The sequence below is a fragment of the Streptosporangium sp. H13245 genome, from assembly GCF_055690525.1.
In genome coordinates, this window is sequence record NZ_JBSZKT010000043.1 from 42,717 (window position 1) to 68,251 (window position 25,535).

Genomic DNA, 25,535 nt, shown 5'->3' on the forward strand with positions numbered 1-25,535 from the left:
AATGGCTCCGTCCACCCGCCCCTACGGGCGCGCAAGCGTCGCGCCCGTACGGTTCGGTCCCGTACGGGCTGCGCGTCCGCGTGGCTCACGCCACTCTCAAAGCGTCAATCTTGGGCCTTGCCGCCCGCCAGGCGGCTGATCATCAGGGCGACCAGGATGATCGAGCCGTAGACGAGCTGCTTCCACTCGCCGGGGACGCCCTTCAGGGTCAGGATGTTCTCGACGAGGCCGATCACCAGGACACCGGTGAGCGCGCCGAGGATCGTACCCTTGCCGCCGTCCATGCTGACGCCGCCGATGACGGCGGCGGCGAAGGCCATGAAGATCCAGCCGACGCCCTGGTTGGCGCTGATGCCGCCCAGGCGGCCGGTCTCCAGCACTCCGGCGAGCGCGGCGACGATCCCGCCGATGACGAAGACGACCCAGACGACCCGCTCGACCCTGATGCCCGCCGCGCGGGCGGCGTCGGCGTTGCCGCCGATGGCGTAGAGCGAGCGTCCGCCCCGGAAGTAGCCGAGGGCGACGATGGCCACCGCGAAGAGGACGCCGGTGATCCAGATGGCCGCCGGAAGGCCCAGCCAGTTGGCGCTGCCCAGGTAGAGGAACGACTCGGGCAGCTCGAACAGGCTCTTGCCCTGGGTGAGGCCCAGCTGGAGGCCGTGCACGACGATCATCATGGCCAGCGTGACGATGAAGGCCGACAGCTGGAAGCGCAGGATCAGGAAGCCGTTGAAGGCGCCGACCAGGCCGCCGACCAGCAGGCACAGCGGGATCGCCAGGATGCCGGGCAGCTCCAGGCCGAATCCTCCGGCCGCCACCGGGATGACCAGCATCACGCCGACGGCGGGCGCCATGCCGACCGTGGACTCCAGCGACAGGTCGAACTTGCCCGCGATCAGGATCAGCGCCTCGGCGAGGACCACCAGGGCCAGGGCCGACTGCTGCTGCAGCACGTTGGTCAGGTTGCCCGGGGTGAGGAAGATCGGGTCCACGAAGGAACCGGCGATCAGCAGTACGACGATCACCGGGACCAGGGTGAGGTCGCGGAACCGCCCGAGCTGGATGCGACGGCCCTGCGGGGCCGCCAGCACGGGCGGGGGGGTCTTTGTCGTGGTCATGAGTGGTCGATACCTTCCATCGCCGCCACCAGCTCGTTGTCGGTCCAGCCGCGCGGCACGTCCTTGACGATCCTGCCGTGGAACATGACGAGGACGCGATCGCAGATTCGCAGGTCGTCGAGTTCGTCGGAGACCAGTACGGCCCCCGCCCCGCGCTCGGCCGCGTCCTCCACGGCACCGAGCAGGGAGTGCTTGGCCTTGACGTCCACCCCGGCGGTCGGGTTGATGACCACGAGCGCGTTCGGATCGTCGGCGAGCGCCCTGGCCAGCACCACCTTCTGGGCGTTGCCGCCGGACAGGTCGGCCACCGGCTGGTCGGGACCCGTCGTCTTGATATCCAGCAGGTCGATCATCCGGGCGCCGTGCTCGCGGCGGCGGGCCGGGGAGACCACACCGTAGCGGCCGAGCTTGTGGGCGATCGGGATGGTCGCGTTCTCGGCGATCGACAGCAGCGGCACGAAGCCCTGGTGGTGCCTGTCCTGGGGGACGAACCCGAGCCCGGCGCGGAGCGCGGAGGGTACGTCGCCCTGCCTGACGTCGGTGCCGTTGACGGTCACCGTCCCGGTGTCGGCCCGGTGCAGGCCGACCAGGGTCTCGGCGAGACCGACCTTGCCACTGCTGCCGGAACCGGCGAGACCGACGATCTCGCCCGCCCTGACGGACAGGTCCACGTCCTCGTAGCGCCCGGCGAGGCTGAGCGCCTTCGCGGACAGCACCACGGGGGCCGAGGGGGCGGCCGTCCGGGTGCGGTACTCGTAGGCGGCGGTGGCCTCGCCGGTCATCGCGTCCACGAGCTGGTCGTGGGGCAGTTCGCCGACCGTGGCGGTGACGATGTGCCGGGCGTCGCGGAAGACCGAGACGCTCTGGCAGATCTCGTACACCTCTTCGAGGTGGTGGGAGATGAACATCATCGTGACGCCCTGCTCCCGCAGGGAGCGCATCCGGTCGAAGAGCCGCTGGATGGCCGGGCCGTCGAGCTGCGCGGTGGGCTCGTCCAGGATGATGAACCGGGCGCCGAACGACAGCGCCCTGGCGATCTCCAGCAGCTGGCGCTGCTCGACCCCCAGGTCTCCGGCCATGGTCTCCGCGTCGACGTCCACGCCGTACTGCTCCAGCAACTGGCGGGCCCGCGTACGCAGGTTCCGCCAGCTGATCCTGCCCCGCTCCGTCTGCCGGTTCAGGAAGAGGTTCTCCGCGACGGACAGGCTGGGGATGATCGTCGACTTCTGGTAGACGCACGCGACTCGCTGCCGCCAGGCGTCCCGGTCGGCCAGCGACGGCGCGGGCTGCCCGGCGAAGCGGATCTCACCCTCGTCGGGACGCTGGAGCCCGGTCAGGATCGACACCAGCGTGGACTTGCCCGCGCCGTTCCTGCCGACGAGCGCGTGCGTCTCCCCCTCGGTGATGGCGATCCCGGCACCGTTGAGCGCGGTGGTCGGGCCGAAGCGCTTGGTGATCCCAAGCGCCTCGACTGCCTTGACAGAAGATGTCATCACTTGACCTGGTTACCCCAGAGAGCCTGGTCGTCCACGTTCTCCTTGGTGACCAGGGGCGCGGGGAGCTGGTCCTCAAGACCGTTCGGCAGCTGGATGATCGTGCTGTCGTGGTCGGTCGGGCCGGGCTGGAAGGTCTTGCCCTCGGCGGCGGCCTTGGCGTAGAAGAGGGCGTACTTGGCGTAGAGGTCGGCCGGCTGGGAGACCGTGGCGTCGATCTCACCCTTGCGGATGGCCTCGAACTCCTGCGGGATGCCGTCGTTGGAGACCACGAAGACGTGCTTGGGGTCCTCCGGCGGCACGATCAGGCCCTTGGCCTTGAGCACCTGGAGGGTGGGGGCCAGGTGGACGCCTCCGGCGTGCATGTAGACGCCCTTGATGTCCGGGTGCTGCTCAAGACGGGTCTGGAGCATGGAGGCGGCCTTCGTGCCCTCCCACTCGGTCGGCTCCTCGAAGACCGTGATGCCGGGGAACTTGTCCTTCATGCAGCCGCGGAACGCCTCGGCCCGGTCACGGCCGTTGATCGACGACAGCGCGCCCATGAGCTGGACGACCTTGCCCTTGCCGCCGAGCTTCTCGCCGAGGAACTCGCACGCCTTCGTGCCGTACGCCTTGTTGTCGGCCCGCACGACCATGTAGACCTTGCCCTTGTCGGGGCGGGTGTCGACGGTGACGACGGGGATGTTCTTGCCCTCCAGCGTCTGCAGCGTGGAGGCGATGGCGCCGGTGTCCTGCGGGGCCATGACGATCACCTTGGCGCCCTGGCCGGTGAGGGCCTGGGTGTTGGCGACCAGCTTGGCCACGTCGTTCTGCGAGTTGGTCGGCGGCATCAGGTCGACGCCCAGCTCGGTCGCCATCTGGGGGACGTACTTGTTGTACGAGTTCCAGAAGTCGGAGTCGGTGCGGGGGAAGTCGATGCCGACCTTGCCGCCCGCGGCGGGGGCGGCGGCGGACGCGTCACCGGTGGGCTGGGCCGCGGTGGTGGGCTCCGACGAGCCACAGGCGGAGAGGGTGAAGGAGATCGCGAGCAGGGCCGCACCTGTCGCCGCGGGTCCGATTTTCATACCGTTGCCTCGATTCAAAGCTATATGGGGGGTGAATTATTTTTAGACTGATATCTCATCCGGCGGGACGGCCCCCGCCGTCGCGCTCTCGTGCCCCGTCCCGGGTCCGGGCCGCGGCCGGGATGGTCATGACCTCGGCCGGAGCCTGAGTCCCTGCATCCCGCCGTCCACGGCCAGGGCCGTGCCGGTGGTCGCCCCCGCGAGCGGGCTCGCGAGGTAGGCGATCGCCGCGGCGACCTCCGGGGCGCTGACCAGGCGGCCCGTCGGCTGACGGGCCTCCAGGGCCGCCCGCTCGGCCGCCGGGTCCTCGGCCGCGTCGAGCAGACGCTGCACCCAGGGGGTGTCGGCGGTGCCCGGGTTGACGCAGTTGACCCGGATTCCCTCGCGGATGTGGTCGGCCGCCATCGCCAGGGTCAGCGACTGGATGGCCCCCTTGGACGCGCTGTAGAGCGCCCGCTGGGGCAGTCCCGCCGTCGCCGCGATCGAGCAGGTGTTGACGATCGCGGCGTGCGCCGAGCGGCGCAGGTACGGCAGGCTCGCCCGGGTGACCCGGACGATGCCCAGGACGTTGACGTCCAGGACCCGGGACCACTCCTCGTATGGATTGTCCTCGATAGTGCCAGAGGCACCGATCCCGGCGTTGTTGACAAGGATGTCCAGGCCGCCGAGCTGCTCGACGGCCTGGGCGACGGCCACGCGGACCGCCTCCTCGTCGGTGACGTCCGCCTTGACCTCGACGAACGGGCCGCCGGAGGCGTTGATGTCGAGGGAGGCGACCTTCGCGCCCCGCTCGGCCAGCAGGGTGGCGGTGGCCAGGCCGATGCCGGATCCGCCCCCGGTGACCAGGGCGCGCAGGCCGTCGAGCTCACCCATTGAGGGACCTCCATACCGGGCCGTCGGGGTAGGTGTAGTCGATGATCGAGGCGGCGTGCATGGCCGCTCCGAAGCCGGGCCGGCTCGGCGCGACGTAGGCGCCCTTCTCTATCACCACCGGGTCGACGAAGTGCTCGTGGAGGTGGTCGACGTACTCGATCACCTTGCCCTCCAGCGAGCCGCTGACCGCGACGTAGTCGAACATCGACAGGTGCTGCACCAGCTCGCACAGGCCGACCCCGCCCGCGTGCGGGCAGACCGGGACGCCGAACTTGGCGGCGAGCAGCAGGATCGCGACGTTCTCGTTCACGCCCGCGACGCGGGCCGCGTCGATCTGCAGGTAGGAGATCGCGCCGGCCTGGAGGAGCTGCTTGAAGACCATGCGGTTCTGGACGTGCTCGCCGGTGGCCACCGGGATGGGCGCGATGCCCCTGGCGATGGCTGCGTGGCCGAGGACGTCGTCGGGGCTGGTCGGCTCCTCCACCCAGTGCGGGCGGAACTCCGCGAGGGCGTTCACCCAGGCGATGGCGGAGTCGACGTCCCAGCGCTGGTTGGCGTCGATCGCGATGGGGAAGTCCTCGCCGCAGGTCTCGCGGGCGATGCGCATCCGCCGCCTGTCGTCCTCCAGGTCGGCGCCGACCTTCAGCTTGATCTGGGTGAAGCCCTCGTCCATCGCCTCCTTGCACAGGCGGCGGAGCTTGTCGTCGCCGTAGCCGAGCCATCCGGGGGAGGTCGTGTAGGCCGGGTAGCCGTGCTCGCGCAGGTGGGCCACGCGCTCGCGCCTGCCGGGCTCGGCGGCGCGCAGGATCTCCAGCGCCTCCTCCGGGGTGAGCGCGTCGGTGAGGTAGCGGAAGTCGACCAGCGCGACGAGCTCCTCGGGGGACATCTCGCCCAGCAGCAGCCAGAGCGGCTTGCCCGCCCGCTTGGCCTTGAGGTCCCAGAGCGCGTTGACCACGGCGGAGATCGCCATGTGCATGACGCCCTTCTCCGGGCCGAGCCAGCGCAGCTGGGAGTCGTGAACCATGTCCTTCCAGAGGGTGCCCATGTCCTCGACGTCCCTGCCGAGCACGTACGGCTCCAGGGCCCTGATCGCGGCGGTCTGCACCTCGTTGCCGCGCCCGATGGTGAAGGCGAAGCCGTGGCCCTCGAACCCGTCGTCGGTCCGCAGCACCAGGTAGGCGGCCGAGTAGTCGGGGTCGGGGTTCATCGCGTCGGAGCCGTCGAGCTCCAGCGAGGTGGGGAAGCGGATGTCGTGGGTCTCCATCGCGGTGATGCGGTACGCGCCCACCCCCGCCAGGGCTCCCTCGGCCACCTCCGCCACCTCCGCTACCTCGGCCACGACGGCCTCGTCCGGCGCGTCCTCGCGGGTGTCGATCCTGTCGCTCATGCCTGCCCCACGGTCTGTCGCTGGCTCCCGAGTCCGTCGATCTCCAGCTCCACGATCTGCCCGGCCCGCAGGTACGGATGGTCGGGCAGGCCGAGCGCGACGCCCGCGGGCGTGCCGGTGTTGATCAGGTCACCGGGTTCGAGGACCATGAACCGGCTGAGGTAGCGGACGACCTCCGCCACGGTGAAAATCATGTTCTTGGTGCTGCCGTTCTGGAACTGCGTGCCGTCCACCCACAGGCGCAGGCCCAGGGCCTGCGGGTCCGCGATCTCGTCGGCGGTGACCAGCCAGGGGCCGAGCGGGTTGAAGGTCTCGCAGGACTTGCCCTTGTCCCACTGGCCGCCGCGCTCCAGCTGGAACTCGCGCTCGGAGACGTCGTTGGAGATGGCGTAGCCCGCGATCTTGGACAGTGCCTCCTCGTGCGTCTCGACGTAGCGGGCCGTCTCGCCGATGACGACGGCCAGTTCGACCTCCCAGTCGGTCTTCACGCTCTCCCTGGGGATGAGCACCTCGTCGTTGGGTCCGACGACCGTGTTGGGGGCCTTCATGAAGATGATCGGCTCGGCCGGGATGGCGGCGTTCGTCTCCTCCGCGTGGTCGCGGTAGTTGAGGCCGACGCACACGATCTTCCCCGGCCGCGCGATCGGGGCGCCGATCCGCAGCCCCTCGGCGTCCAGCACGGGAAGCTCGTCCCGCTCCAGAGCCTCTCGGACACGAGCCACTCCCCCGGAAGCGAAGAAAGCCCCGTCGATCTCGGCTTCCGAGATTTCGCGGAGGTTACCGGCCCCGTCCAGGACGGCCGGTCGCTCCTGGCCGACGGGTCCCACTCGCAGCAGCTTCACACCGCACCCTTCGTTGATACATCGGATGTCTTGTCTCGTGATGCTGAACGACGCCGAACCCCGGTGTCAACCCCTCACAGGCCGATACGTCCGATCCGTTATCGAGGAGAAACCGCAGCTGGCAGGGGTTATACCGGATCGTTTCCCAATTTTGACCTCCAGTCATCGGATTTCCCCGCGCGGACGGAAACGGAGATCATCTAGGGCGTTCGCGGTGGTGAGAGGCACAAAAGTGATCAAACGTCGATAAACATCGGAGGACGAGACTTGTTACGGCGGAATTTCGGTGCTATCTCCTTGAAACAGTCCCGCCCTGTGATCGGAGGAATCCGTTGCCCCGCCCCCCACGACGACGTCTAGGCGTCGCCCTCCTCGCCATCCTCACCCTCGCCACCGGGTTATACGGCCAGAGTTCCGCTAACGCCGAGCTGTCAACAAACATGACACAGCTAGATACACCCGATGATTTGACACTCTGGTATGACAAACCGGCCACCGACTGGGAGACCCAGGCGCTGCCGATCGGCAACGGCGCGCTGGGCGCGATGGTGTTCGGCGGTGTCAACAGCGAGCAGATCCAGTTCAACGAGAAGTCGCTGTGGACCGGCGGCCCCGGCGCGAACAACTACGACTTCGGCAACTGGAGAACTCCCCGGCCGAACGCGATCGCCGAGGTCAGGGCACAGATCGACCGTGACGGCAAGATGTCCCCCGAGGCGGTGGCGGCCAAGCTCGGGCAGCCCAAGAGCGGCTTCGGCTCCTACCAGACCTTCGGCGACCTGTGGCTGGACATGCCCGAGATCCCCGCGGGCACCGCCACCGGCTACCGCCGGGAGCTGAACCTGCGCGACGCGGTCGCCAAGGTCGGCTACACCTCGGACGGGGTGACCTACTCCCGCGAGTACTTCGCCAGCCACCCCAGCAACGTCGTCGTCGGCCGGATCTCCGCCGACAAGGGCGGCAAGGTCTCCTTCACGATGCGCACCTCCTCCCCGCGCAACGACAAGCAGGTCTCGGTTTCCAAGGGCCGCATCACCGTCAAGGGCACGCTCGCCGACAACGGCATGAAGTTCGAGTCGCAGGTCCAGGTGATCACCCAGGGCGGCACCCGCACCGACGGCACCGACAGGGTGACCGTCACGGGCGCCAACAGCGCGATGTTCGTGCTGTCCGCGGGCACCGACTACTCCGACGTCTACCCGGCCTACCGGACCGTGGACCCGCACGCCAAGGTGACCTCGGCGGTCGACGCGGCCGCCGGCAGGTCGTACGAGGGGCTCAAGTCCAAGCACCTGACCGACTACCGGAACCTGTTCGACCGGGTCAAGCTCGACCTCGGGCAGAAGGCTCCGGCCATCCCGACCGACAGGCTGCGCGCGGCGTACACCGGCGGCGCCTCGACCGACGACCGGGCGCTGGAGGCGTTGTTCTTCAACTACGGCCGCTACCTGCTGATCGCCTCCTCCAGGGAGGGATCGCTCCCGGCCAACCTCCAGGGCGTGTGGAACAACTCCACCAACCCGCCCTGGTCGGCCGACTACCACGTCAACATCAACCTGCAGATGAACTACTGGCTCGCCGAGCAGACCAACCTCGCCGAGACGACCGAGCCCTACGACCGCTACATCCAGTCGATGATCGCCCCCGGCCAGAAGACCGCGCAGGAGATGTTCGGGGCCCGAGGCTGGGTGGTGCACAACGAGACCAACCCGTTCGGCTTCACCGGCGTGCACAACTGGGCCAGCTCGTTCTGGTTCCCCGACGCGGCGGCGTGGCTCACCCAGCAGATGTACGACCACTACCGCTTCAGCGGCAGCGACAAGTACCTGCGCAAGACCGCGTACCCGGCGATGAAGGGCGCGGCCGAGTTCTGGCTGGACACCCTCTACACCGACCCGCGTGACGGCAAGCTCGTGGTCTCCCCCAGCTACTCCCCCGAGCAGGGCGACTTCACGGCGGGCGCCTCGATGTCCCAGCAGATCGTCTACGACCTGCTGACCAACACCCTGGAGGCGGCGAAGGACCTGAAGAACGACAAGCCCTTCCAGGCCGAGCTGCAGGCCGCGCTGGACAAGCTCGACCCGGGCATCCGGATCGGTTCCTGGGGACAGCTCCAGGAGTGGAAGGCGGACCTGGACAACCCGCGCAACGACCACCGGCACGTCTCCCACCTCTTCGGCCTGCACCCCGGACGGCAGATCACGGCCGGTACCCCGGAGGCCGAGGCGGCCAAGATCTCGCTCACCGCGCGCGGCGACGGCGGCACCGGCTGGAGCAAGGCGTGGAAGATCAACTTCTGGGCCCGCCTGCTGGACGGCGACCACTCGCACAAGATGCTCAGCGAGCAGCTCAAGAGCTCCACGCTGGACAACCTGTGGGACACCCACCCGCCGTTCCAGATCGACGGCAACTTCGGCGCGACCTCCGGCATGGCCGAGATGCTGCTGCAGAGCCAGCACGACACGATCCACGTCCTGCCCGCGCTGCCGTCGGCCTGGTCCAACGGCTCGGTCACCGGCCTGCGCGCCCGGGGCGACGCGACCGTGGACGCCTCGTGGAAGGACGGCAACGCCGACAGGGTCACCGTGCACGCCGGGGCGACCGGTCCCCTCAGGATCCGCGCCGCCATGATCGGTGGCCGCTACCACGTCGAGGACGAGAGCGGCAAGAAGATCAACCCGCCCCGCGACGGTGACACCATCATGATCGACGCCAAGGACGGGGAGTCCTACACGATCGTCAACGGGGTGACCGTCAAGATCACCGCACCCGTGATCGCGGGCGCCGGCGAGTCGATCCCGGTCACCGTCACCGTCACCGCGCCCGGTACGGAGGAGGTGCCCGCCGGCACGCTGGCCCTCGCCCTGCCGCAGGGCTGGACCGCCACTCCCGCCGCGTCGATCCAGGTGCCCGCCGTCTCGCCGGGCAGCCCGAAGACCTTCTCGTTCTCCGTGGCCGTCGGCCCCGCGAACGGGACCAGGTCCGCTCGGGTCGCGGCGGAACTCTCGGGCGACGGCTGGAAGGCGGGCAGTTCTGCCGCCATCGGCCTCAACCCGTGCGTCACCCCGCCGACCGACAGGGCCGTCGTCGCCTGGGACCCGACGTCGGGCACGACCGTGACCGACAGCTCGGGCAGCGGCAGGAACGCCAACGTCGTCGGTACGGCGACCTACGACGCCACCGCCCCGAGCGGCAGCGGGCTGGTCCTGAACGGCTCGACCTACCTCTCCACGGCGAGCACGCTGCTGGGCTACATGCCCGAGGCGACGTTCGCGGCCGAGGTCAAGATCGGGGGGACCGGCTACCGGAGGCTCTTCGACTCCCAGCCGGGCGGCAACCCCGGCACCGACGGGATCATCATCGACCTCACCCCCTCCAACACCCTGCGCTTCATCGGCGCCGGGCAGAACGTGGGGCTGAGCGGGGCGATCCCGACCGGCCGCTACATCGACCTCGTCGTCACCATGGGCCGCAACGGCGCGATCAACACCTACGTCGACGGCGTCCGGGTCGGCGGCGGCAACGCCACCACCGACGGCATCACCGGCTGCACCGCCCGGCCGCTGCGCTTCGCCGCCGACCAGGACGGCGGCCAGCGCCTGACCGGCGCGGTCGACCGGATGGCCATCCTGCCGAAGGCCCTCACCGCCGCGGAGGTGGGCACCTGGCGCGACATCGCGTTCTGATCCGGTACGCGATCCATCTCCGGTTCCCGTACGGGAACCACCTCTGATTCACCCCGCGAGGCCCGGGAAGCACACGCTTCCCGGGCCTCGCGGCCGTGTGTGACCGTGTGCGGCCGTGTGCGGGACGTCAACTTGACGAGGCACCCATCCCGTAATAGAACACGTTTCAGTAAGAGGAACCGCCGAACGCCTGGTCACCCAGCGCCCCCCGGGCGGGAGGCGGGAACACCGTAAGGCCCCGCGATCGCCGCGTTCGCCCCCAATTCCCCGCGAACGGGTAGGGTACGCGGCTGACCGCACCCCAGGCCGCACCGACAATGAGCCGCGTCACGAGAACGCCGACCCGGTTCGCAGGAGGACCAATGGATATCGATCTGGTCGACCAGGACTTCTATTGGCGGAACGGCGCGCCTTACGATCAGCTGGCCTGGCTACGGGCGAACGCGCCGGTCTACGCGCACCCGGGCGACGCCGAGCGGGGCTGGCCGGGCTTCTGGGCGGTCACAAAGCACGCCGACGTGGTGCAGGTCTCCCGCCGTTCCGACCTGTTCTCGTCGAGCAGGAAGCTCGCGCTCTTCAACGAGGTGCCCGAGGACCAGGTGGCCCTCCAGCGGATGATGATGCTCAACCAGGACCCGCCGGACCACACCCGGCGGCGCTCCCTGGTCAACCGGGGCTTCACCCCGCGCATGATGGGCGCCCTGGAGGAGCACATCCGCGACATCTGCCACGAACTGGTAGACGAGGCCAAGGGGCGGGGCTCGGTCGACTTCGTCAGGGACATCGCCGCCCCGCTGCCGCTGTACGTGATCTGCGAGCTGCTCGGCGCCCCCGTCGAGGACCGCGACAAGATCTTCAACTGGTCCAACCAGATGATCGGGGCCGAGGACCCGGACTACGCGGCCGACCCGGAAGAGGGCACGAACGCGGCCATGGAGGTCTACGCCTACGCCAACGCCCTGGCGGCCGAGCGGCGCGCGCAGCCCCGCCAGGACATCGTCACCAAGCTGATCATGCCCGACGCCGCCGGGGAGACCCTCACCGAGGAGGAGTTCGACCTGTTCGTGCTGCTGCTCGTGGTGGCGGGCAACGAGACCACCCGCAACGCGGCCTCGGGCGGCATGCTCGCCTTCTTCGAGAACCCCGAGCAGTGGCGGCGCCTGGTCGCCGACCGCACCCTGGCCCGCACCGCCGCCGACGAGATCGTCCGCTGGGTCGCCCCGGTGAACCTCTTCCGGCGTACGGCCACCGCCGACACGACGATCGGCGGGCAGGAGGTCAAGGAGGACGACAAGATCGTGATCTTCTACAGCTCCGCCAACCGGGACGAGGACGTGTTCGCCGACCCCGGCACCTTCGACATCGGCCGCGACCCCAACCCGCACATCGGCTTCGGCGGCGGCGGGGCCCACTTCTGCCTGGGCAACCATCTCGCCAAGCTGGAGCTGCGCGTCCTGTTCGAGGTGCTGGCCGAGCGGCTGCCCGGCCTGGAGCAGGCCGGTGAGGCCCGCCGCCTGCGCTCCAACTTCATCAACGGCATCAAGGACCTGCCGGTCTCCGTCGCCTGAGACCCACCGATACCGGGAAGGCCACGCGTGGCCTTCCCGGTATCGGTGGTGCGGGAGAAACCGGTGCCGGGGAAACCGGGCGGACTCCTCCCCTGTCCACTGTTTAAACATTCTGTTGAACTCAAAACATTGACAACAGACTGTTCGTCAGGCCATCCTGGTCGCATGCCCGCTCAACATGACGAAGCATCCGACCCCTTCACGCCTCCCGACCCCGGCCTGACCCGGGCGCACCGCGAATACGTCTCCCTCACGCGCATCGCCGAGCGCCACGCCACCGACGAGGCGCAGCGCCTCCGGCAGGTCCACCCCACGATCCTCGGATTCCACGAGGCCGTCAGGCTCGTGACGTTCCTCCTGAGCGGCGCCGCCCACCGGAAGGAGGACGAGCCGGAGGTGGACCACGCCGACATCACCGCCGCCCTCACCCTGCTTCCCCGGGCCCGCGCGGAGATGGACGAGCTTGAGGCGTCGCTCCTCCTCATGGCGCGGGGGCGCGGCCTCACCTGGCAGGAGATCGCGTTCGGCCTCGGTCTCGCCACCCCCCAGGCCGCCAAGCAGCGTTACGAGCGCCTGGCGGGCCGTACCACCGGCCTGTCCCAGCAGACCTAGGAACCGGCGCCGGTTCCCAGCATCCCCTCGATCAGGTCGGCCGCGCGGACGGTGCCGCCCTCGCCCCGGACCTCCTCCTGGAGCTTCGCCAGCCGCGCCGTCACCTCCGGGTCGGAGGTGAGGTCGAGCAGGGCGGCGCGCAGCGCCTCGGGGGTGGCCTCCTCGGTGTCGATCCGGCGCCCGACCCCGAGTTCCACGATCCTGTCGGCGTTGCCGAACTGGTCGGCGGCCTGCGGGACGGCGATCATCGGGACGCCGCAGTACAGGCCCTCCTGGCTGCCGCCCATGCCCGCGTGGGTGACGAACGCGTCGGCCCGCTCCAGGATCGAGAGCTGCGACACCCAGGAGTGCACCTCCACGTTGGCGGGGATCACGCCCAGTTCCTCCCGGTCCACGAACTTCCCGATCTGGAGGACGACGTGCCAGCCGGGCAGGTCGCCGAAGGCGGCCAGGCAGGAGCGGTAGAAGCCCGGCAGGTTGGTGAAGGCCGACCCCAGGGAGACGAGCAGCACCTTCTCCGCGCCCTCGGGGCGGGTCCAGGGCTCCTGGTGGGGGCGGGTGGCGAAGCAGGGCCCGGTGAAGGTGATCCGGGCGGGGTCGACCCGGTCGGCGTTGGGCTGCATGACCTTCGGGATGAGCGCCAGTGCCCGTGGCGGGCGCCCCCCGAAGTCGTGGGAGTCGATGCCGTGGACGCCGTTGTCGCGCAGCCACTGCTCGAACCGCCGGTAGTGCTCGGCCCCGCCCGGCGCCTTCTTCAACTCCTCGATCATCGGCGCCATGTCCTCCCGGTAGCCCTCCCAGGCCACGTAGGCCGGTGAGAGCTGCAACAGGGGGATGTCCCAGTTCTCCGCGAGCACCCGGGCGGTGTAGCCGCCGATGTCATACAGGAAGAGGTCGGGCCGGTCGTTCTCGTACGCGGCCCTGAGCTGCGGCAGCATCGAGATCGCGTCGCCGAGGAAGACGTCGAGCTGGGCGACCGTGTCCTCCGGCCACTCGGCGGTGTCGCCCATGGGCAGGGTCGAGGTGTACGGGACGAGCTCGGCCCCGGTGCCGGTGATCACCTCGGCGAAGGAGGGGTCGTTGGCGTAGGTCACCCGGTGGCCTCGCGCCACCAGCTCCCTGATCACCTCGATGCTCGGGTTCACGTGACCCGGCGCGGGGATGCTGACCATCGCGATGTGCGCGCGGCGGGACATGGTTTCTCCTCTGTCGAACGTGTCGAGCCTGTCAGATCTGTCAGATCCGCAAGGTGTGCCGGATTCGCTGAGCCTGTCGGACCCGTCGGGATCCAGCGGAGACCTTCGCGAACGACGAGACGTCTCGTCTCGCCAACAGGTCCAAGCATCCCCCCTGACGCGCACGACGTCAAGACGAGACGCTACGGCTCGTCTAACTCGTCCAACTCGTCTAGTGAGTGAGGGATGGGCCGCCCGGAGCCCTCAGGCCGTTCCGGGACCGGGACTCAGGACCAGGGCTCAGGGCCAGGAGGAGTCCTGGTCGGGGTCGCCGCCCTCGGAGAGCAGCTTGACGTCCGACTCGACCATCATCGCCACGAGCTCCTCGAAGGCGACCGTGGGCTCCCAGCCGAGCTGGACGCGGGCCTTCTTCGGGTCGGCGCAGAGCAGGTCGACCTCGGCCGGGCGGTGCAGGGTCTGGTCGATGACGACGTACCGCTCCCAGTCGAGCCCGGCGGCGGTGAAGGCGGCCTCCACGAGGTCGCGGACGGTGTGGGTGCGGCCGGTGCCGATCACGTAGTCCTCCGGCGTCTCCGCCTGGAGCATCAGGTGCATCGCGCGGACGTAGTCTCCGGCGAACCCCCAGTCGCGGCGCGCCTCCATGTTGCCCAGGCGCAGCTCGGAGGCGAGGCCGAGCTTGATCCTGGCCACGCCGAGCGTCACCTTCCTGGTGACGAACTCGGCCCCCCTGCGCGGGGACTCGTGGTTGAACAGGATCCCCGACACCGCGTACATGCCGTACGACTCGCGGTAGTTCTGCGTCAGGAAGTGCCCGTACGCCTTGGCCACGCCGTACGGCGAGCGGGGGTGGAAGGGGGTGATCTCGGTCTGCGGGGTCTCGCGGACCTGGCCGAACATCTCCGAGGAGGAGGCCTGGTAGAAGCGGATCTGGTCCGATCCGGCCACCGTGCGCGAGGAGGAGATGCCGGAGCAGACCCGGATGGCCTCAAGCATGCGCAGCACGCCCATACCGGTCACCTCGGCGGTGAGCTCGGCCTGTTCCCACGACATGGGGACGAACGAGATGGCGCCCAGGTTGTAGACCTCGTCGGGCTGGACCTTCTCGACGGCGGAGATCAGCGAGCCCTGGTCGAGCAGGTCGCCCCGGACGAGCTGGACGTCCTGGAGGAGCTTGCGGAGCCGCGAGACCCGAGGGTTGGCCTGCCCTCGGGCGAGGCCGGAGACCTCGTAGCCCTGACCGAGCAGGCACTCGGCCAGATAGGAACCGTCCTGCCCGGTGATACCGGTGATCAGCGCGCGTCTGGCCAACGCGTCCTCCTCGCTTGCGGGGGCGGCGACCTATGCCTGGTCTTGTGCCGTTTGATGGCGAATGTACCCTCACACCCCCCAGCAGGCACCATTACCCCGCGGCACACCTAGAACGCGTTACACCGAATCACGCTCGGTAAGGCTAACTTCCCAGTTCGCACCCCGTGAAGCACGATCTAGGAACAATTCCACATCAGGTGCAACAAGACTCACGAATGGTAGGGTCCGAGGACTAAGGTCATCTTTCACGGTACCTGTCCCCTTTTCGGGCAGGTTGAGAAGGGGGTTGCCGTGCCGGGTGCTGAATCACTGCGGGTCGCGCTGCTGTCGTACCGCAGCAAACCGACCTGCGGCGGGCAGGGCGTCTACCTGCGTCATCTCAGCCGCGAGCTGGTCGCCCTCGGGCACAGCGTGGAGGTCTTCTCCGGCCAGCCCTACCCGGAGCTCGACGAGGGCGTCGTCCTCACCAAGATCCCCAGCCTGGACCTGTACCGCGACGAGGACCCCTTTCGCACCCCCAAGCTCCACGAGTACCGCGACTGGATCGACTGGCTCGAAGTCGGCACCATGTGGACCGCGGGATTCCCCGAGCCGCTCACCTTCAGCCTGCGGGCGTACCGCGAGCTGAAGAAGCGCGTCGGCGACTTCGACGTCGTGCAGGACAACCAGACCCTCGGCTACGGCGTGCTCGGCATCCAGAAGCTGTTCCCCGTGGTCGGGACCATCCACCACCCGATCAGCGTGGACCGCCGCATCGAGCTGAAGGCCGCGACGCCGCGCAAGAAGCTCCCGATGCGGCGCTGGTACGGCTTCGTGCGCATGCAGGCCAAGGTCGCGCCGAGGCTCAGCCCGATCCTGACCGTCAGCGAGTCGTCCCTCGCCGACATCCACCGCGACTTCAACGTGCCGCAGAAGAACATGCGGCTCATCCCGCTGGGCGTCGACACCCGCTACTTCCACCCGCGCCCGGAGATGCCCAAGCGGCCCGGTTCCATCGTCGCGGTGGCCAGCGCCGACTCCCCGATGAAGGGCGTCGCGACGCTGCTGCGGGCCGTGGCCAAGCTCGCCACCGAACGCGACGTGAACCTGACCGTGGTCAGCAGGCCCACCCCCGGCGGCCCGACCGAGAAGCTCGTCTCCGAGCTGGCGCTGCACGACCGGGTCAGGTTCGTCCACGGCATCTCCGACACCGAGCTGGGCGAGCTGATCGCCACCTCGGAGATCTCCGTCGTCCCCTCCCTGTACGAGGGCTTCTCGCTCCCGGCGGTCGAGCACATGGCCTGCGGCACCCCGCTGGTCGCCAGCCGCACCGGGGCGCTGCCCGAGGTCGTCGGCGACGCCGCCGTACAGGTGGCCCCCGGCGACCCCGAGGAGTTGGCCGCGGCGCTGCGCCGCCTGCACGACTCCCCCGAGGAGCGGGCGGCGGTGGGCCGGAAGGGCTACGACCGGGTCATGGAGCGCTTCACCTGGAACGTCGTCGCCAGGCGAACCGTGGAGGCCTACCACGAGGCCATCCAGGCCCGCCGCGCGAAGTGAGTGACACCCCCGAACGACCACCTGTGAAGAGGAGCGGCGAGTGCTGACTGTCGACTTCGACCGGCTGCCCGTGGGACCGGGGACCCGGGTCCTGGACCTGGGCTGTGGCGGCGGACGGCATGCCTTCGAGGTGCTGCGGCGCGGCGCCGACGTGGTGGCCTTCGACATGGACGCCAGGGAGCTGGAGGGCGTGGCGAGCATGTTCGCCGCGATGGACAAGGCCGGGGAGGTGCCGCCCGAGGCGACGGCGGAGACCGTGACGGGCGACGCGCTCGACATGCCGTTCGAGGACGGCAGCTTCGACCGGGTGATCGCGGCCGAGGTGCTGGAGCACATCCCCGACGACATGGCCGCGATGCGCGAGATCTTCCGGGTGCTCAAGCCGGGCGGCCGGGCGGCCGTCACCGTGCCGAGCTTCCTGCCGGAACGGATCTGCTGGGCACTCGACGAGGCGTACCACACCGCTCCCGGCGGGCACGTCCGCATCTACACGCTGGCCGAGCTGAGCGCGAAGCTCAAGTCGACGGGCTTCACCATCGGCCCGCACCACCACGCCCACGGCCTGCACGCGCCGTACTGGTGGATCAAGTGCGCGGTCGGCGTCGGCAACGACGACCACCCGCTGGCCAAGGCGTACCACGAGCTGCTGGTCTGGGACATCATGAAGCGTCCCGCCGCCACCAGGATCGCCGAGGCCGTGCTCAACCCCCTCATCGGCAAGAGCGTGGTGCTCTACGTCCGGAAGCCCGCGTGACCTCTGGAGGAGAAGCGGTGAGCGGCTCCACGGGGCGGGAGATGAAGTGGGAACAGGTCGTCCAGACCGCGCGGAGCATCGCGGCGGTGCAGGAGCCCGACGGCGGCGTCCCGTGGCCCGAGGGGCACGTGGACGCCTGGAACCACGTCGAGTGCCTGATGGCGATGAGCGTGGCGGGGCTCACCGGCCCGGTCCGCCGGGGGTACGACTGGCTGGTCCGCACGCAGCGGCCCGACGGCTCCTGGCCGATGAAGCTGGCCGGGGGCGAGGCCGTCGAGCAGGGCGGGGAGTCCAACCACGCCGCGTACGTCGCGGTCGGCGTCTGGCACGAGCTGCTGGTGACCGGGGACGAGGACTTCGCCCGGCGGATGTGGCCGGTCGTCCGGGCCGCGCTGGACTTCGTGGTCGGCCTGCAGACCACCCGGGGTGAGATCGTCTGGGAGCGCGCGGCCGACGGGGAGCCCGCAGGGTACGCCCTGCTGACCGGCTGCGCCTCCGTCCACCAGGGCCTGCGCTGCGGCGTGCTGCTCGGCGAGCACCTGGGCGACCCGCAGCCCGACTGGGAGCTGGCCGCCGACCAGCTCGGCCACGTGCTGGCCGCCCACCCCGAGGCGTTCGCCGACAAGAGCCGCTTCTCGATGGACTGGTACTACCCGATCCTGGGCGGCGCGGTGCGCGGCCCGGCCGCGGAGGCGCGGCTGGCCGAGGAGTGGGACACGTTCGTGGAGCCGGACCTCGGCATCCGCTGCGTCTCCGACCAGCCGTGGGTGACCGGCGCCGAGACGTGCGAGCTGGTCCTGACCCTCGACGCCCTGGGCGACCGGGAGCGGGCGCGGAAGCTCTTCTCGGACATGCAGCACCTCCGGCACGAGGACGGCTCGTACTGGACCGGCTGGCAGTTCGTGAACGAGAAGCACTTCCCGCACGAGCGCTCGGCCTACACTGCGGCCGCGGTCGTGCTCGCCGCCGACGCGCTGGCCGGGCACACGCCCGCCTCGGGCATCTTCCGCGACGCGGGCGGGTACGTGACCGACCGGCCCACCGCCGCCTGCGGCTGCAGCCACGCCCGCTCCAGGAGCTGACCTCCCGGACGCTCTCTCCAGGACATCGGGACGGCGGGATCTCGGTGTCGCGGTCACGCCCGCTCCAGGAGCCGACCTCCCGCTTCCGGTCCCGCGCACCGCGTTCCCGGGTCACGGCGCCGGTCGGTACGAGGCGGCCTCCGGCGTTTTCTTTGCACGGAATCAGAAACGCGGTACTTGAAGGGCTGGACGCGGCTCACTACCTTCGGGTCCGTGAGTAACGCGGAGGGCACTCGGACGGTGGCTCAGAGCGACGACGCCGAGGCGAATCCTCCAGCACCTCCCGATCCGCCGGACCCCCCGGACCTCCCGCCCCCCTCCCCTCTTCCCGACCTTCCGGACCCACCGGACCTTCCGGACTCGCCGGACCTGCCGGACTCCTCGACCGCTCCGCCCCACCCCGAACCCCCGCACCCACCCGAGCCCCCCAACCCGCGGGTGTCCCCCGCACCCTCCAGGCCGCGAGGCGTGACCCGGCTACTGTGGCAGGACCCGGCCCAGATGGGGTTCGGGGTACGACGGTTCCGGCTGGGACCGGCGCGCGAGCTGCTGGAGGGCGCGGGAGCGGCGTTCACGGACGGCTTCAACGCGGTGGTCGCCGGGGAGACCGGGCGGATCGACGACCTCCGCGAGGACCTGCGCGGCTTCGCGTACGAGGGCGCGGGCATGGCCTGCGCCACACTCGACGTGCTCACCCTCACCGGCGGGCGCCGGGTCGGGGAGCTGCTGAGCGGGCAGGGCGTGCGCTACCCGCACCTCATCCACATGGGCACCGGCCGGGCGTACGCCCGCATGCGGCTGCGGCCGATGTGGGGCGTCCGCTCGGTGCACCCGCTGCTGCGCTGGCTGGCCCACGACGGCTTCGGCTTCCACCAGGGCTTCCTCTCCTCCGACCGCACGGTGGGACGCCAGCGTACGGCCGGGCTCATGGACCGGACGCGACGGGCGATCTTCGACCAGGGGCTGGGGCGGATGCTCTGGTTCCACGAGTGCGCGGGGGTGGACGACGTCGCGCTGCGCGTCGCCGAGTTTCCCTCGGGGCGCCGCGCCGACCTGTGGAGCGGGGTGGGTCTCGCCGCCACGTACACCGGGGGCGCGAGCGTCGCGGACCTGGGGCGGCTGGCCTCGGCGGCGGCCGAGGACGGCTTCCGCGCCCACATCGCCCAGGGCTGCGCCCTCGCCTGCGCCTCCCGGCTGATCTCGACGGTCGTCCCCGAGCACACCGTCGCCGCCGCCCCCGTGCTGTGCGGGGCCGAGGTGGACGAGGCGGCGGGCTGGACCGAGATCGCGCTCGTCGCGCTGGGCCACCACGCGCACAGCGGCGACCACTACCAGGCCTGGCGGGCGGGGATCCGGAAGTCCTGGGCACGGCGCGACCGCGACTCATGACAACCACGATTCGGAGGGGCGGTGGGAACGGTGCCGGGGGTTCGCAGGTACGCGGCGGGAGTCCTGGCCCTGGTGGCCGCCACCGCCGGGTGGAGGCTGACCGCCCTGCCGGACACCTCGGCCGTGGAGGCGTCCGCCGACTTCTCCTTCCACGCGAGGCCGCTGGGCCCGCCCGCGCGGGCCGGTGACCGCGTCCTGCGGCCGGTCGCGCCGGGGTACGCGAACCTCGGGAGCCGGGTGTCGGCGCTGGGCGCCGGGGTGGCCCTGTTCGACGTGGACGGCGGGGTCGTCGCCGACGACCTGTGCCTGGTCGATCCCCGCGGCGACACGGTGACCGTCAGGCCCGCGCCGGGCACCTCCCGCGGCTACCGGCCGTTCACGCTGGTCCCCCCTGAGCGCAGGCGGTACGAGGCGCCGACGGGGTGCCTGCCCGCCGATCTCGACCAGGACGGCTGGGAGGACCTGGTCGTCTACTACTGGGGCCGCTCCCCCTCCCTGTTCCTGCGCGTGCCCGGGGCGCCCCCGTCCGGTGCGGCCTTCCGCCACCGCGCGCTCACCGCCGAACCTGAGATCTGGAACACCAGCGCCGCCACGGCCGGTGACTTCGACGGTGACGGCCGCCTCGACCTGGTCTTCGGCAACTACTTCCCCGACGGTGTGAAAGTGCTGGGCGCCGCCGACCACGGCGACGCCGTGATGCCCGACTCGCCGTCCGCCGCCGCCAACGGGGGTGGCGACCGGCTCTACCGGGCGACGGGACCCGCGCTGTTCGCCGAGGCCGAGGGGGCGTTCGACGAGGTCGAAGGCAGGGGCTGGACCCTCGCGCTGGGCACCCAGGACCTGGACGGCGACGGGCGGCCAGAGCTGTACGTGGCCAACGACTTCGGCCCCGACCAGCTGCTGGTCAACGAGTCGGCGCCCGGCAGGATCCGGTTCACCGAGGCCCGGGGCACCCGGCACCTGGCGACTCCCTCCTCCCGGGTCGTCGGCCGCGACGCGTTCAAGGGGATGGGGGTGGCCTTCACCGACCTCAACGCCGACGGCAGGCCGGACATCCTGGTGAGCAACCTCACCGAGGACTACGCGCTGCACGAGGGCAACTTCGCCTTCGTGTCACGGCCCGGCGGGCTCCACGGGGGTCACGCGCCGTACGACGACCTCGGCGAGGAGCTGGGGCTGGCCCGCAGCGGCTGGTCCTGGGACGTCAAGGCCGCCGACTTCGACAACGACGGCACCGATGAGATCATGCACGCGACCGGGTTCGTCAGGGGTGAGGTCGACCGGTGGGCGCAGGCGCAGGAGGCGGCGTCGGCCAACGACCTGTTCCTCTCCCGCCCCTCGCTGTGGCCGGACCTGAGGGCCGGGGACGACCTGTCGGGCCGTGACACCAACACCTTCTTCACCAGGGGTCCTGACGGTCGCTACGTGGACGTGGCGCGGCGGGCCGGGGTCGGCGGCGACAGCGAGGGCAGCGGCGAGGGCGCGGTCAGCAGGGCCTTCGCCGTGGGCGACGTCGACGACGACGGGCGGCTGGACTTCGCGGTCGCCAACCAGTGGTCCGCGTCGGTCCTCTACAGCAACCACGGCCCGACGGCCCCGTTCGTGGGCCTGCGGCTCCGCCTCCCGGCGGGCGCCTGCGGCACGGCCCCCGTGACACGCGAGGAGCGGCACCGGCCGACGCGGCCCGCCATCGGGGCCGTCGCCACGGTGCGCCTGCCCGGCGGGATCACCCGCGTCAGGCAGCTCTACCCCGCCAACGGCCACAACGGCGTCTCCGCGCCCGAGCTGCTGTTCGGCCTGGGCGACGGCCTGCCGGACCCTGCCGTCCCCGTCGAGATCTCCTGGCGGGACGCCTGCGGCGGCGCCCGTACCGCGTCGGTGTCCCTGGAGCCCGGCTGGCACCGGATCCTGCTGGCCGACGGCCGCGCCTCGGAGATCCGGCGGCCGTGAACGCCGACCGGAGGCGAGAGAAGGCGTTCCGGCGGCTGGCGGGGTCGCTCACCCTGCTCACCGTGCTCGGGCACACCGTGCTCGGGTTCGAGCAGTCCCGCCTGGCGCCGGTGGTCGGCGTGCTCACCGGCGTGACCGCCGAGTTCGCGCTGGAGACCGTGGAGGCGTGGTCGCGGCGGCGCCCGGTCCGCTACCTCGGGGTGCCCCGCGAGCGGGTCGTCGGCTTCTTCCTGCCGTCCTACGTCTGCGGCCTGCTCTGCGCGATGCTGCTGTACGGCAACGGCCACCTGATGCCGGTCGCGTTCGCCGTCCTCGTCGGCGTCGGAAGCACGTACGTCCTCCGCGTGACGGCACCGGAGACGCCGCGAGTCCCGAAGGCGCGGGAGACACCGGAGACGGTGCGGAAGGGACGGAGCGCCGGGGACGTGCCGGGGAGGCCGGACCTGAACCCGGCGGCCTTCGGGGTCGTCGCCGTGCTGCTGCTGTTCCCGTGGGTCGGCCTCGCTCCGGCGTACCAGTTCACCGCGTGGGTGTCGGGGCCGTTCGACCTGCTCGTGCCGCTCGCCGTGCTGGCGTGGGGAACGACGGTGAACGCCAGGCTCGCGGGGAGATTGCCGCTGGTCCTGGGCTGGACGGGCGGGTTCGCCCTTCAGGCGCTGGTCAGGGGCGGGCTGACCGACGTGTCGACGGTGAGCGCCCTGCTGCCGATGACCGGGACGGCCTTCGCCCTCTACACCGGATACGTGCTCGTCGACCCGGCCACGTCCCCCGTCAGGCCGCGTGACCAGGTCGTGTTCGGCCTGGCCACGGCGGCGGTCTACGGGCTGCTGGTCCAGTTCCATGTCGTCTTCGGGCTGTTCTTCGCCCTGGTGATCGTCGGCGCGGGCCGGGGTCTCCGCACGGCCCTCCGCGCCCGCCTCCGCGCGCCCGCGGTGGCGGACGCGCCGTACGGGGAGGTCAGCCGATGCCGGGACCGACCCGTTCGAGCACCCGCAGCGAGCCCTCCTGCCGGACCTCCTTGAACGCGCCGGAGGCGAGGGCCCGCTGGTAGACGCGGTACGGGGCCTGCCCGCCCTTGGCCGGGTCGGGGTAGATGTCGTGGAAGGCCAGGGCGCCGCCCTGCATGACGTGCGGGGCCCACCCCTCGTAGTCCTGGGTCACCGGATCCTCGGAGTGGCCGCCGTCGATGAAGAGCATCGCCAGCGGGGTGTTCCACAGCGCGGCGACGCGCTCGGACCTGCCGACGATCGCGACGACCTCGTCCTCCAGACCGGCGGAGGCGATGGTGGTACGGAAGGTGGGCAGCGAGTCCATCTTGCCGAAGCGGAGGTCCATCATCGTGGGGTCGTGGTGGGCCCAGCCCGGCTGGATCTCCTCGGAGCCCCGGTGGTGGTCCACGGTGAAGACGACGGACCCGGCCTGCCGGGCCCCCGCCCCGAGGTAGACGGCGGACTTCCCGCAGTAGCTGCCGATCTCGCAGATCGGGCCGCGCGGGCCGTACCCGGCGGCGGTCTCGAACAGCGCGATTCCCTCCTGATGTGGCATGAAACCCTTGGCGCGCTGGGCGACGTACAGCAGGTCGGCCGGCATGGTGGCGATGCTCATCGCAGCAGACTACCGAGACCGAACAACATTCCGAATGCCCTTGCCCGGCCTTGTGGAACGTGTTCTACTTTGCACCGTGAACCAGCGCGCCCGCATCGTGATGTCCGACGACGAGGTGACGGCTTTCGTCGGCGAGTCGCGGAAGCTGCAACTCGGCACGATCAATCCGGACGGGACACCGCACCTGGTGACGATGTTCTACGGGCTGACCGAGGGCAAGATCTCGTTCTGGACCTACGGCAAGGCGCAGAAGACACTCAACCTCCAGCGTGACGCCCGGGTGAGCTGCCTGATCGAGGCCGGGGACGAATACTTCGACCTGCGCGGCGTCCTGGTGTACGGGGTGGCCCGGAGGATCGACGACCCCGAGGGCATCCTCGGCGTCGGCATGAACGTGGCCGGACGGATGGCCGGGATGCCCGACGCGGAGGAGTCACTCACGGAGTATGTGACCTACACCGGCCGTAAGAGGGTCGCCTTCGTGGTCGAGCCGAGTCGAGTGATCTCCTGGGATCACCGTAAGCTCGCCATTCCCGGTTAGGAGGCCCGTATGAAAATCAACGTCGACTATCTGGTCTGCGAGGCCAATGCGATCTGCATGGGACTCGCCCCGGAGGTCTTCGAGCTCGACGACGACGACCAGCTGCACGTGCTGCTGCCTGAGCCGCCGCCGGAGATGATGGACCGCGTCCGGCACGCGGTCCGGTCCTGTCCCAAAGCCGCACTCTCCCTTGAGGAGAACTAGGAGGACCCCCCATGCGTGGTGCGCTTCTGCATGCCGTCGGTGACGACAAGCTCGACATCCGCGACGACCTCACCCTCGCGCCGGTGGGCCCGGCGGACGTCCGCGTCAAGATCAGGGCCACCGGCGTCTGCCACTCGGACCTGTCGGTGATCAGCGGTGTGCTGCCCATGCCCCTGCCTGTCATCCCCGGCCACGAGGGCGCGGGAGAGGTCGTCGAGGTCGGCGACCACGTGACCTCGGTACAACCCGGCGACCACGTCATCGTCAACTGGACCCCGGCCTGCGGCAGCTGCGCGAACTGCCTGGTCAACCAGCCGTTCCTGTGCATGACGTACGTGATGGACAGCTTCGTCAACGCCCGCTTCCGCTACGGCGGCGACACCCCGGCGTTCGGCATGGCCGGGTGCGGCACCTGGTCCGAGGAGATCGTCGTGCCCTGGCAGGGCGCGATCAAGGTCGATCCCGACGTGCCGTTCGAGGCGGCGGCCCTGATCGGCTGCGGGATCACCACCGGCGTCGGCGCGGCGCTGAACACGGCCAAGGTGAGGGCGGGCTCGACCGTCGCCGTGGTCGGCGCGGGCGGCATCGGCCTGTCGGTGATCCAGGGGGCCCGCATCTCCGGCGCCACCACGATCCTGGCGATCGACCCCCTGGAGTCCAAGCACGCCCTCGCCAAGAAGGTCGGCGCGACCCACGCCATCACCCCGGACCAGCTCATGGACGCGGTCGGCACGCTCACCGGCGGCGCCGGGTTCGACTACGGCTTCGAGGCCGTCGGCAAGTCCGCCGCCATCATGACGGCCTGGCAGGCGACCCGCCGGGGTGGCGACACGATCGTGGTGGGCGCGGGCGCGATGGACGACAACGTCCCGCTGAGCGCCTTCAACCTGCTGTTCGAGGGCAAGAACATCCTCAGCTCGCTGTACGGCGGCTCGGACGTCCGGCGCGACTTCCCGTTCTTCGCCGGGCTCTACAAGGCGGGCAAGCTTGACCTGGAGAGCATGATCAGCTCCCGCATCAAGCTGGCCGACCTCAACGACGCCGTGGCGGCGCTCAGGGGCGGCGAGGTCCTGCGCCAGATCGTCGTCCTGGACTGAGACCGGTACGCGCCGGACACCGGGCCGCCCACCTGAGCGGGGCGGCCCGGCCGTATCACCACGCGCCTCGGCCCGGAAGTCTCACTCCGAGGAGAAGGCGGCGTCGAAGGCGGTGGAGGGCGGGGTGATGGCGTTGAGCTTGCGGATGACGGCCAGGGCGTCGGGGGCGCCGTCCAGGCGGTCCATTCCGGCGTCCTCCCACTCGATGGAGATGGGGCCGTTGTAGCCGA

General features: G+C 70.3%; 21 protein-coding genes and 1 pseudogene. 12 read left to right on the forward strand and 10 right to left on the reverse strand.

Annotated elements, in window-relative coordinates:
* Positions 1-104: 104 nt before the first annotated feature.
* From ACW9TB_RS34925 to ACW9TB_RS34950, 6 genes are all read right to left on the reverse strand, one after another.
* Positions 105-1,118, reverse strand: a complete 1,014-nt coding sequence (locus tag ACW9TB_RS34925; protein WP_344918078.1) for an ABC transporter permease — start codon at positions 1,116-1,118, stop codon at positions 105-107.
* On the reverse strand, positions 1,115-2,611 hold the full coding sequence (locus ACW9TB_RS34930; RefSeq protein WP_472752387.1) for a sugar ABC transporter ATP-binding protein: 1,497 nt from the start codon (positions 2,609-2,611) through the stop codon (positions 1,115-1,117). The genes ACW9TB_RS34925 and ACW9TB_RS34930 overlap by 4 nt, the downstream gene beginning before the upstream one ends.
* Positions 2,611-3,675 (reverse strand): sugar ABC transporter substrate-binding protein, encoded by a 1,065-nt coding sequence (locus tag ACW9TB_RS34935; protein ID WP_472752388.1) that lies wholly within the window; start codon positions 3,673-3,675, stop codon positions 2,611-2,613. The genes ACW9TB_RS34930 and ACW9TB_RS34935 overlap by 1 nt, the downstream gene beginning before the upstream one ends.
* A 126-nt stretch (positions 3,676-3,801) precedes the next feature.
* Complete coding sequence (locus tag ACW9TB_RS34940; RefSeq protein WP_472752389.1) at positions 3,802-4,548, reverse strand: SDR family NAD(P)-dependent oxidoreductase; 747 nt, start codon at positions 4,546-4,548, stop codon at positions 3,802-3,804.
* Positions 4,541-5,935, reverse strand: coding sequence for an L-fuconate dehydratase (locus ACW9TB_RS34945; protein ID WP_472752390.1), 1,395 nt, complete (start codon positions 5,933-5,935; stop codon positions 4,541-4,543). Before ACW9TB_RS34945 ends, ACW9TB_RS34940 begins: the two co-directional genes overlap by 8 nt.
* Positions 5,932-6,777 carry a fumarylacetoacetate hydrolase family protein gene (locus ACW9TB_RS34950; RefSeq protein ID WP_472752391.1) on the reverse strand — a complete coding sequence of 282 codons (846 nt, stop codon included), beginning with the start codon at positions 6,775-6,777 and terminating at the stop codon, positions 5,932-5,934. Before ACW9TB_RS34950 ends, ACW9TB_RS34945 begins: the two co-directional genes overlap by 4 nt.
* Before the next feature lie 467 nt (positions 6,778-7,244).
* On the opposite strand from ACW9TB_RS34950, the gene ACW9TB_RS34955 reads away from it, so the two are divergent.
* The 3 genes from ACW9TB_RS34955 to ACW9TB_RS34965 all read left to right on the forward strand — a co-directional run bounded on the left by ACW9TB_RS34955 (position 7,245) and on the right by ACW9TB_RS34965 (position 12,643).
* On the forward strand, positions 7,245-10,463 hold the full coding sequence (locus tag ACW9TB_RS34955; RefSeq protein WP_472752392.1) for a glycosyl hydrolase family 95 catalytic domain-containing protein: 3,219 nt from the start codon (positions 7,245-7,247) through the stop codon (positions 10,461-10,463).
* A gap of 362 nt (positions 10,464-10,825) precedes the next feature.
* Positions 10,826-12,031 carry a cytochrome P450 gene (locus ACW9TB_RS34960; RefSeq protein ID WP_472752393.1) on the forward strand — a complete coding sequence of 402 codons (1,206 nt, stop codon included), beginning with the start codon at positions 10,826-10,828 and terminating at the stop codon, positions 12,029-12,031.
* 165 nt (positions 12,032-12,196) lie between these two features.
* The gene (locus tag ACW9TB_RS34965; protein ID WP_472752394.1) at positions 12,197-12,643 is read left to right on the forward strand and encodes a DNA-binding protein; all 447 of its coding nucleotides are present in this window, start codon (positions 12,197-12,199) and stop codon (positions 12,641-12,643) included.
* On the opposite strand, the gene ACW9TB_RS34970 is transcribed toward ACW9TB_RS34965, so the two are convergent.
* Both ACW9TB_RS34970 and ACW9TB_RS34975 read right to left on the reverse strand, forming a co-directional pair.
* Positions 12,640-13,839: a macrolide family glycosyltransferase gene (locus ACW9TB_RS34970; protein WP_472752395.1), complete on the reverse strand. Its 1,200-nt coding sequence runs from the start codon at positions 13,837-13,839 to the stop codon at positions 12,640-12,642. The two genes, ACW9TB_RS34965 and ACW9TB_RS34970, sit on opposite strands and share 4 nt — an antisense overlap.
* A 279-nt stretch (positions 13,840-14,118) precedes the next feature.
* Positions 14,119-15,147, reverse strand: coding sequence for a GDP-mannose 4,6-dehydratase (locus ACW9TB_RS34975; protein ID WP_472752396.1), 1,029 nt, complete (start codon positions 15,145-15,147; stop codon positions 14,119-14,121).
* A 291-nt stretch (positions 15,148-15,438) separates the two neighbouring features.
* On the opposite strand from ACW9TB_RS34975, the gene ACW9TB_RS34980 reads away from it, so the two are divergent.
* From ACW9TB_RS34980 to ACW9TB_RS35005, 6 genes are all read left to right on the forward strand, one after another.
* Positions 15,439-16,683 (forward strand): glycosyltransferase family 4 protein, encoded by a 1,245-nt coding sequence (locus ACW9TB_RS34980; protein ID WP_472752397.1) that lies wholly within the window; start codon positions 15,439-15,441, stop codon positions 16,681-16,683.
* A gap of 40 nt (positions 16,684-16,723) precedes the next feature.
* On the forward strand, positions 16,724-17,437 hold the full coding sequence (locus ACW9TB_RS34985; RefSeq protein WP_472752398.1) for a class I SAM-dependent methyltransferase: 714 nt from the start codon (positions 16,724-16,726) through the stop codon (positions 17,435-17,437).
* Positions 17,438-17,478: 41 nt separating this feature from the next.
* Positions 17,479-18,519: a prenyltransferase gene (locus tag ACW9TB_RS34990; RefSeq protein WP_472752407.1), complete on the forward strand. Its 1,041-nt coding sequence runs from the start codon at positions 17,479-17,481 to the stop codon at positions 18,517-18,519.
* A gap of 468 nt (positions 18,520-18,987) precedes the next feature.
* On the forward strand, positions 18,988-19,908 hold the full coding sequence (locus tag ACW9TB_RS34995) for a DUF1702 family protein (RefSeq protein WP_472752399.1): 921 nt from the start codon (positions 18,988-18,990) through the stop codon (positions 19,906-19,908).
* A 21-nt stretch (positions 19,909-19,929) separates the two neighbouring features.
* Positions 19,930-21,858: a CRTAC1 family protein gene (locus ACW9TB_RS35000; protein WP_472752400.1), complete on the forward strand. Its 1,929-nt coding sequence runs from the start codon at positions 19,930-19,932 to the stop codon at positions 21,856-21,858.
* Positions 21,855-22,880 carry an enediyne biosynthesis protein UnbU gene (locus tag ACW9TB_RS35005; protein WP_472752401.1) on the forward strand — a complete coding sequence of 342 codons (1,026 nt, stop codon included), beginning with the start codon at positions 21,855-21,857 and terminating at the stop codon, positions 22,878-22,880. The genes ACW9TB_RS35000 and ACW9TB_RS35005 overlap by 4 nt, the downstream gene beginning before the upstream one ends.
* Here ACW9TB_RS35005 and ACW9TB_RS35010 read toward each other — a convergent pair.
* Positions 22,816-23,463, reverse strand: coding sequence for a class I SAM-dependent methyltransferase (locus ACW9TB_RS35010; protein WP_472752402.1), 648 nt, complete (start codon positions 23,461-23,463; stop codon positions 22,816-22,818). The genes ACW9TB_RS35005 and ACW9TB_RS35010 overlap by 65 nt on opposite strands.
* A gap of 76 nt (positions 23,464-23,539) precedes the next feature.
* Here ACW9TB_RS35010 and ACW9TB_RS35015 point away from each other — a divergent pair, with 76 nt between their 5' ends.
* The 3 genes from ACW9TB_RS35015 to ACW9TB_RS35025 are packed head-to-tail and all read left to right on the forward strand — an operon-like array spanning position 23,540 to position 25,305.
* Entirely contained in the window at positions 23,540-24,004 is a 465-nt protein-coding gene (locus ACW9TB_RS35015; protein WP_472752403.1) for a pyridoxamine 5'-phosphate oxidase family protein, read from the forward strand.
* 9 nt (positions 24,005-24,013) lie between these two features.
* On the forward strand, positions 24,014-24,208 hold the full coding sequence (locus ACW9TB_RS35020) for a ferredoxin (protein ID WP_472752404.1): 195 nt from the start codon (positions 24,014-24,016) through the stop codon (positions 24,206-24,208).
* A gap of 11 nt (positions 24,209-24,219) precedes the next feature.
* Positions 24,220-25,305 carry an alcohol dehydrogenase catalytic domain-containing protein gene (locus ACW9TB_RS35025; protein WP_472752405.1) on the forward strand — a complete coding sequence of 362 codons (1,086 nt, stop codon included), beginning with the start codon at positions 24,220-24,222 and terminating at the stop codon, positions 25,303-25,305.
* An 81-nt stretch (positions 25,306-25,386) separates the two neighbouring features.
* Here ACW9TB_RS35025 and ACW9TB_RS35030 read toward each other — a convergent pair.
* Positions 25,387-25,535: pseudogene (locus ACW9TB_RS35030) on the reverse strand (sugar phosphate isomerase/epimerase); the annotation flags it as partial.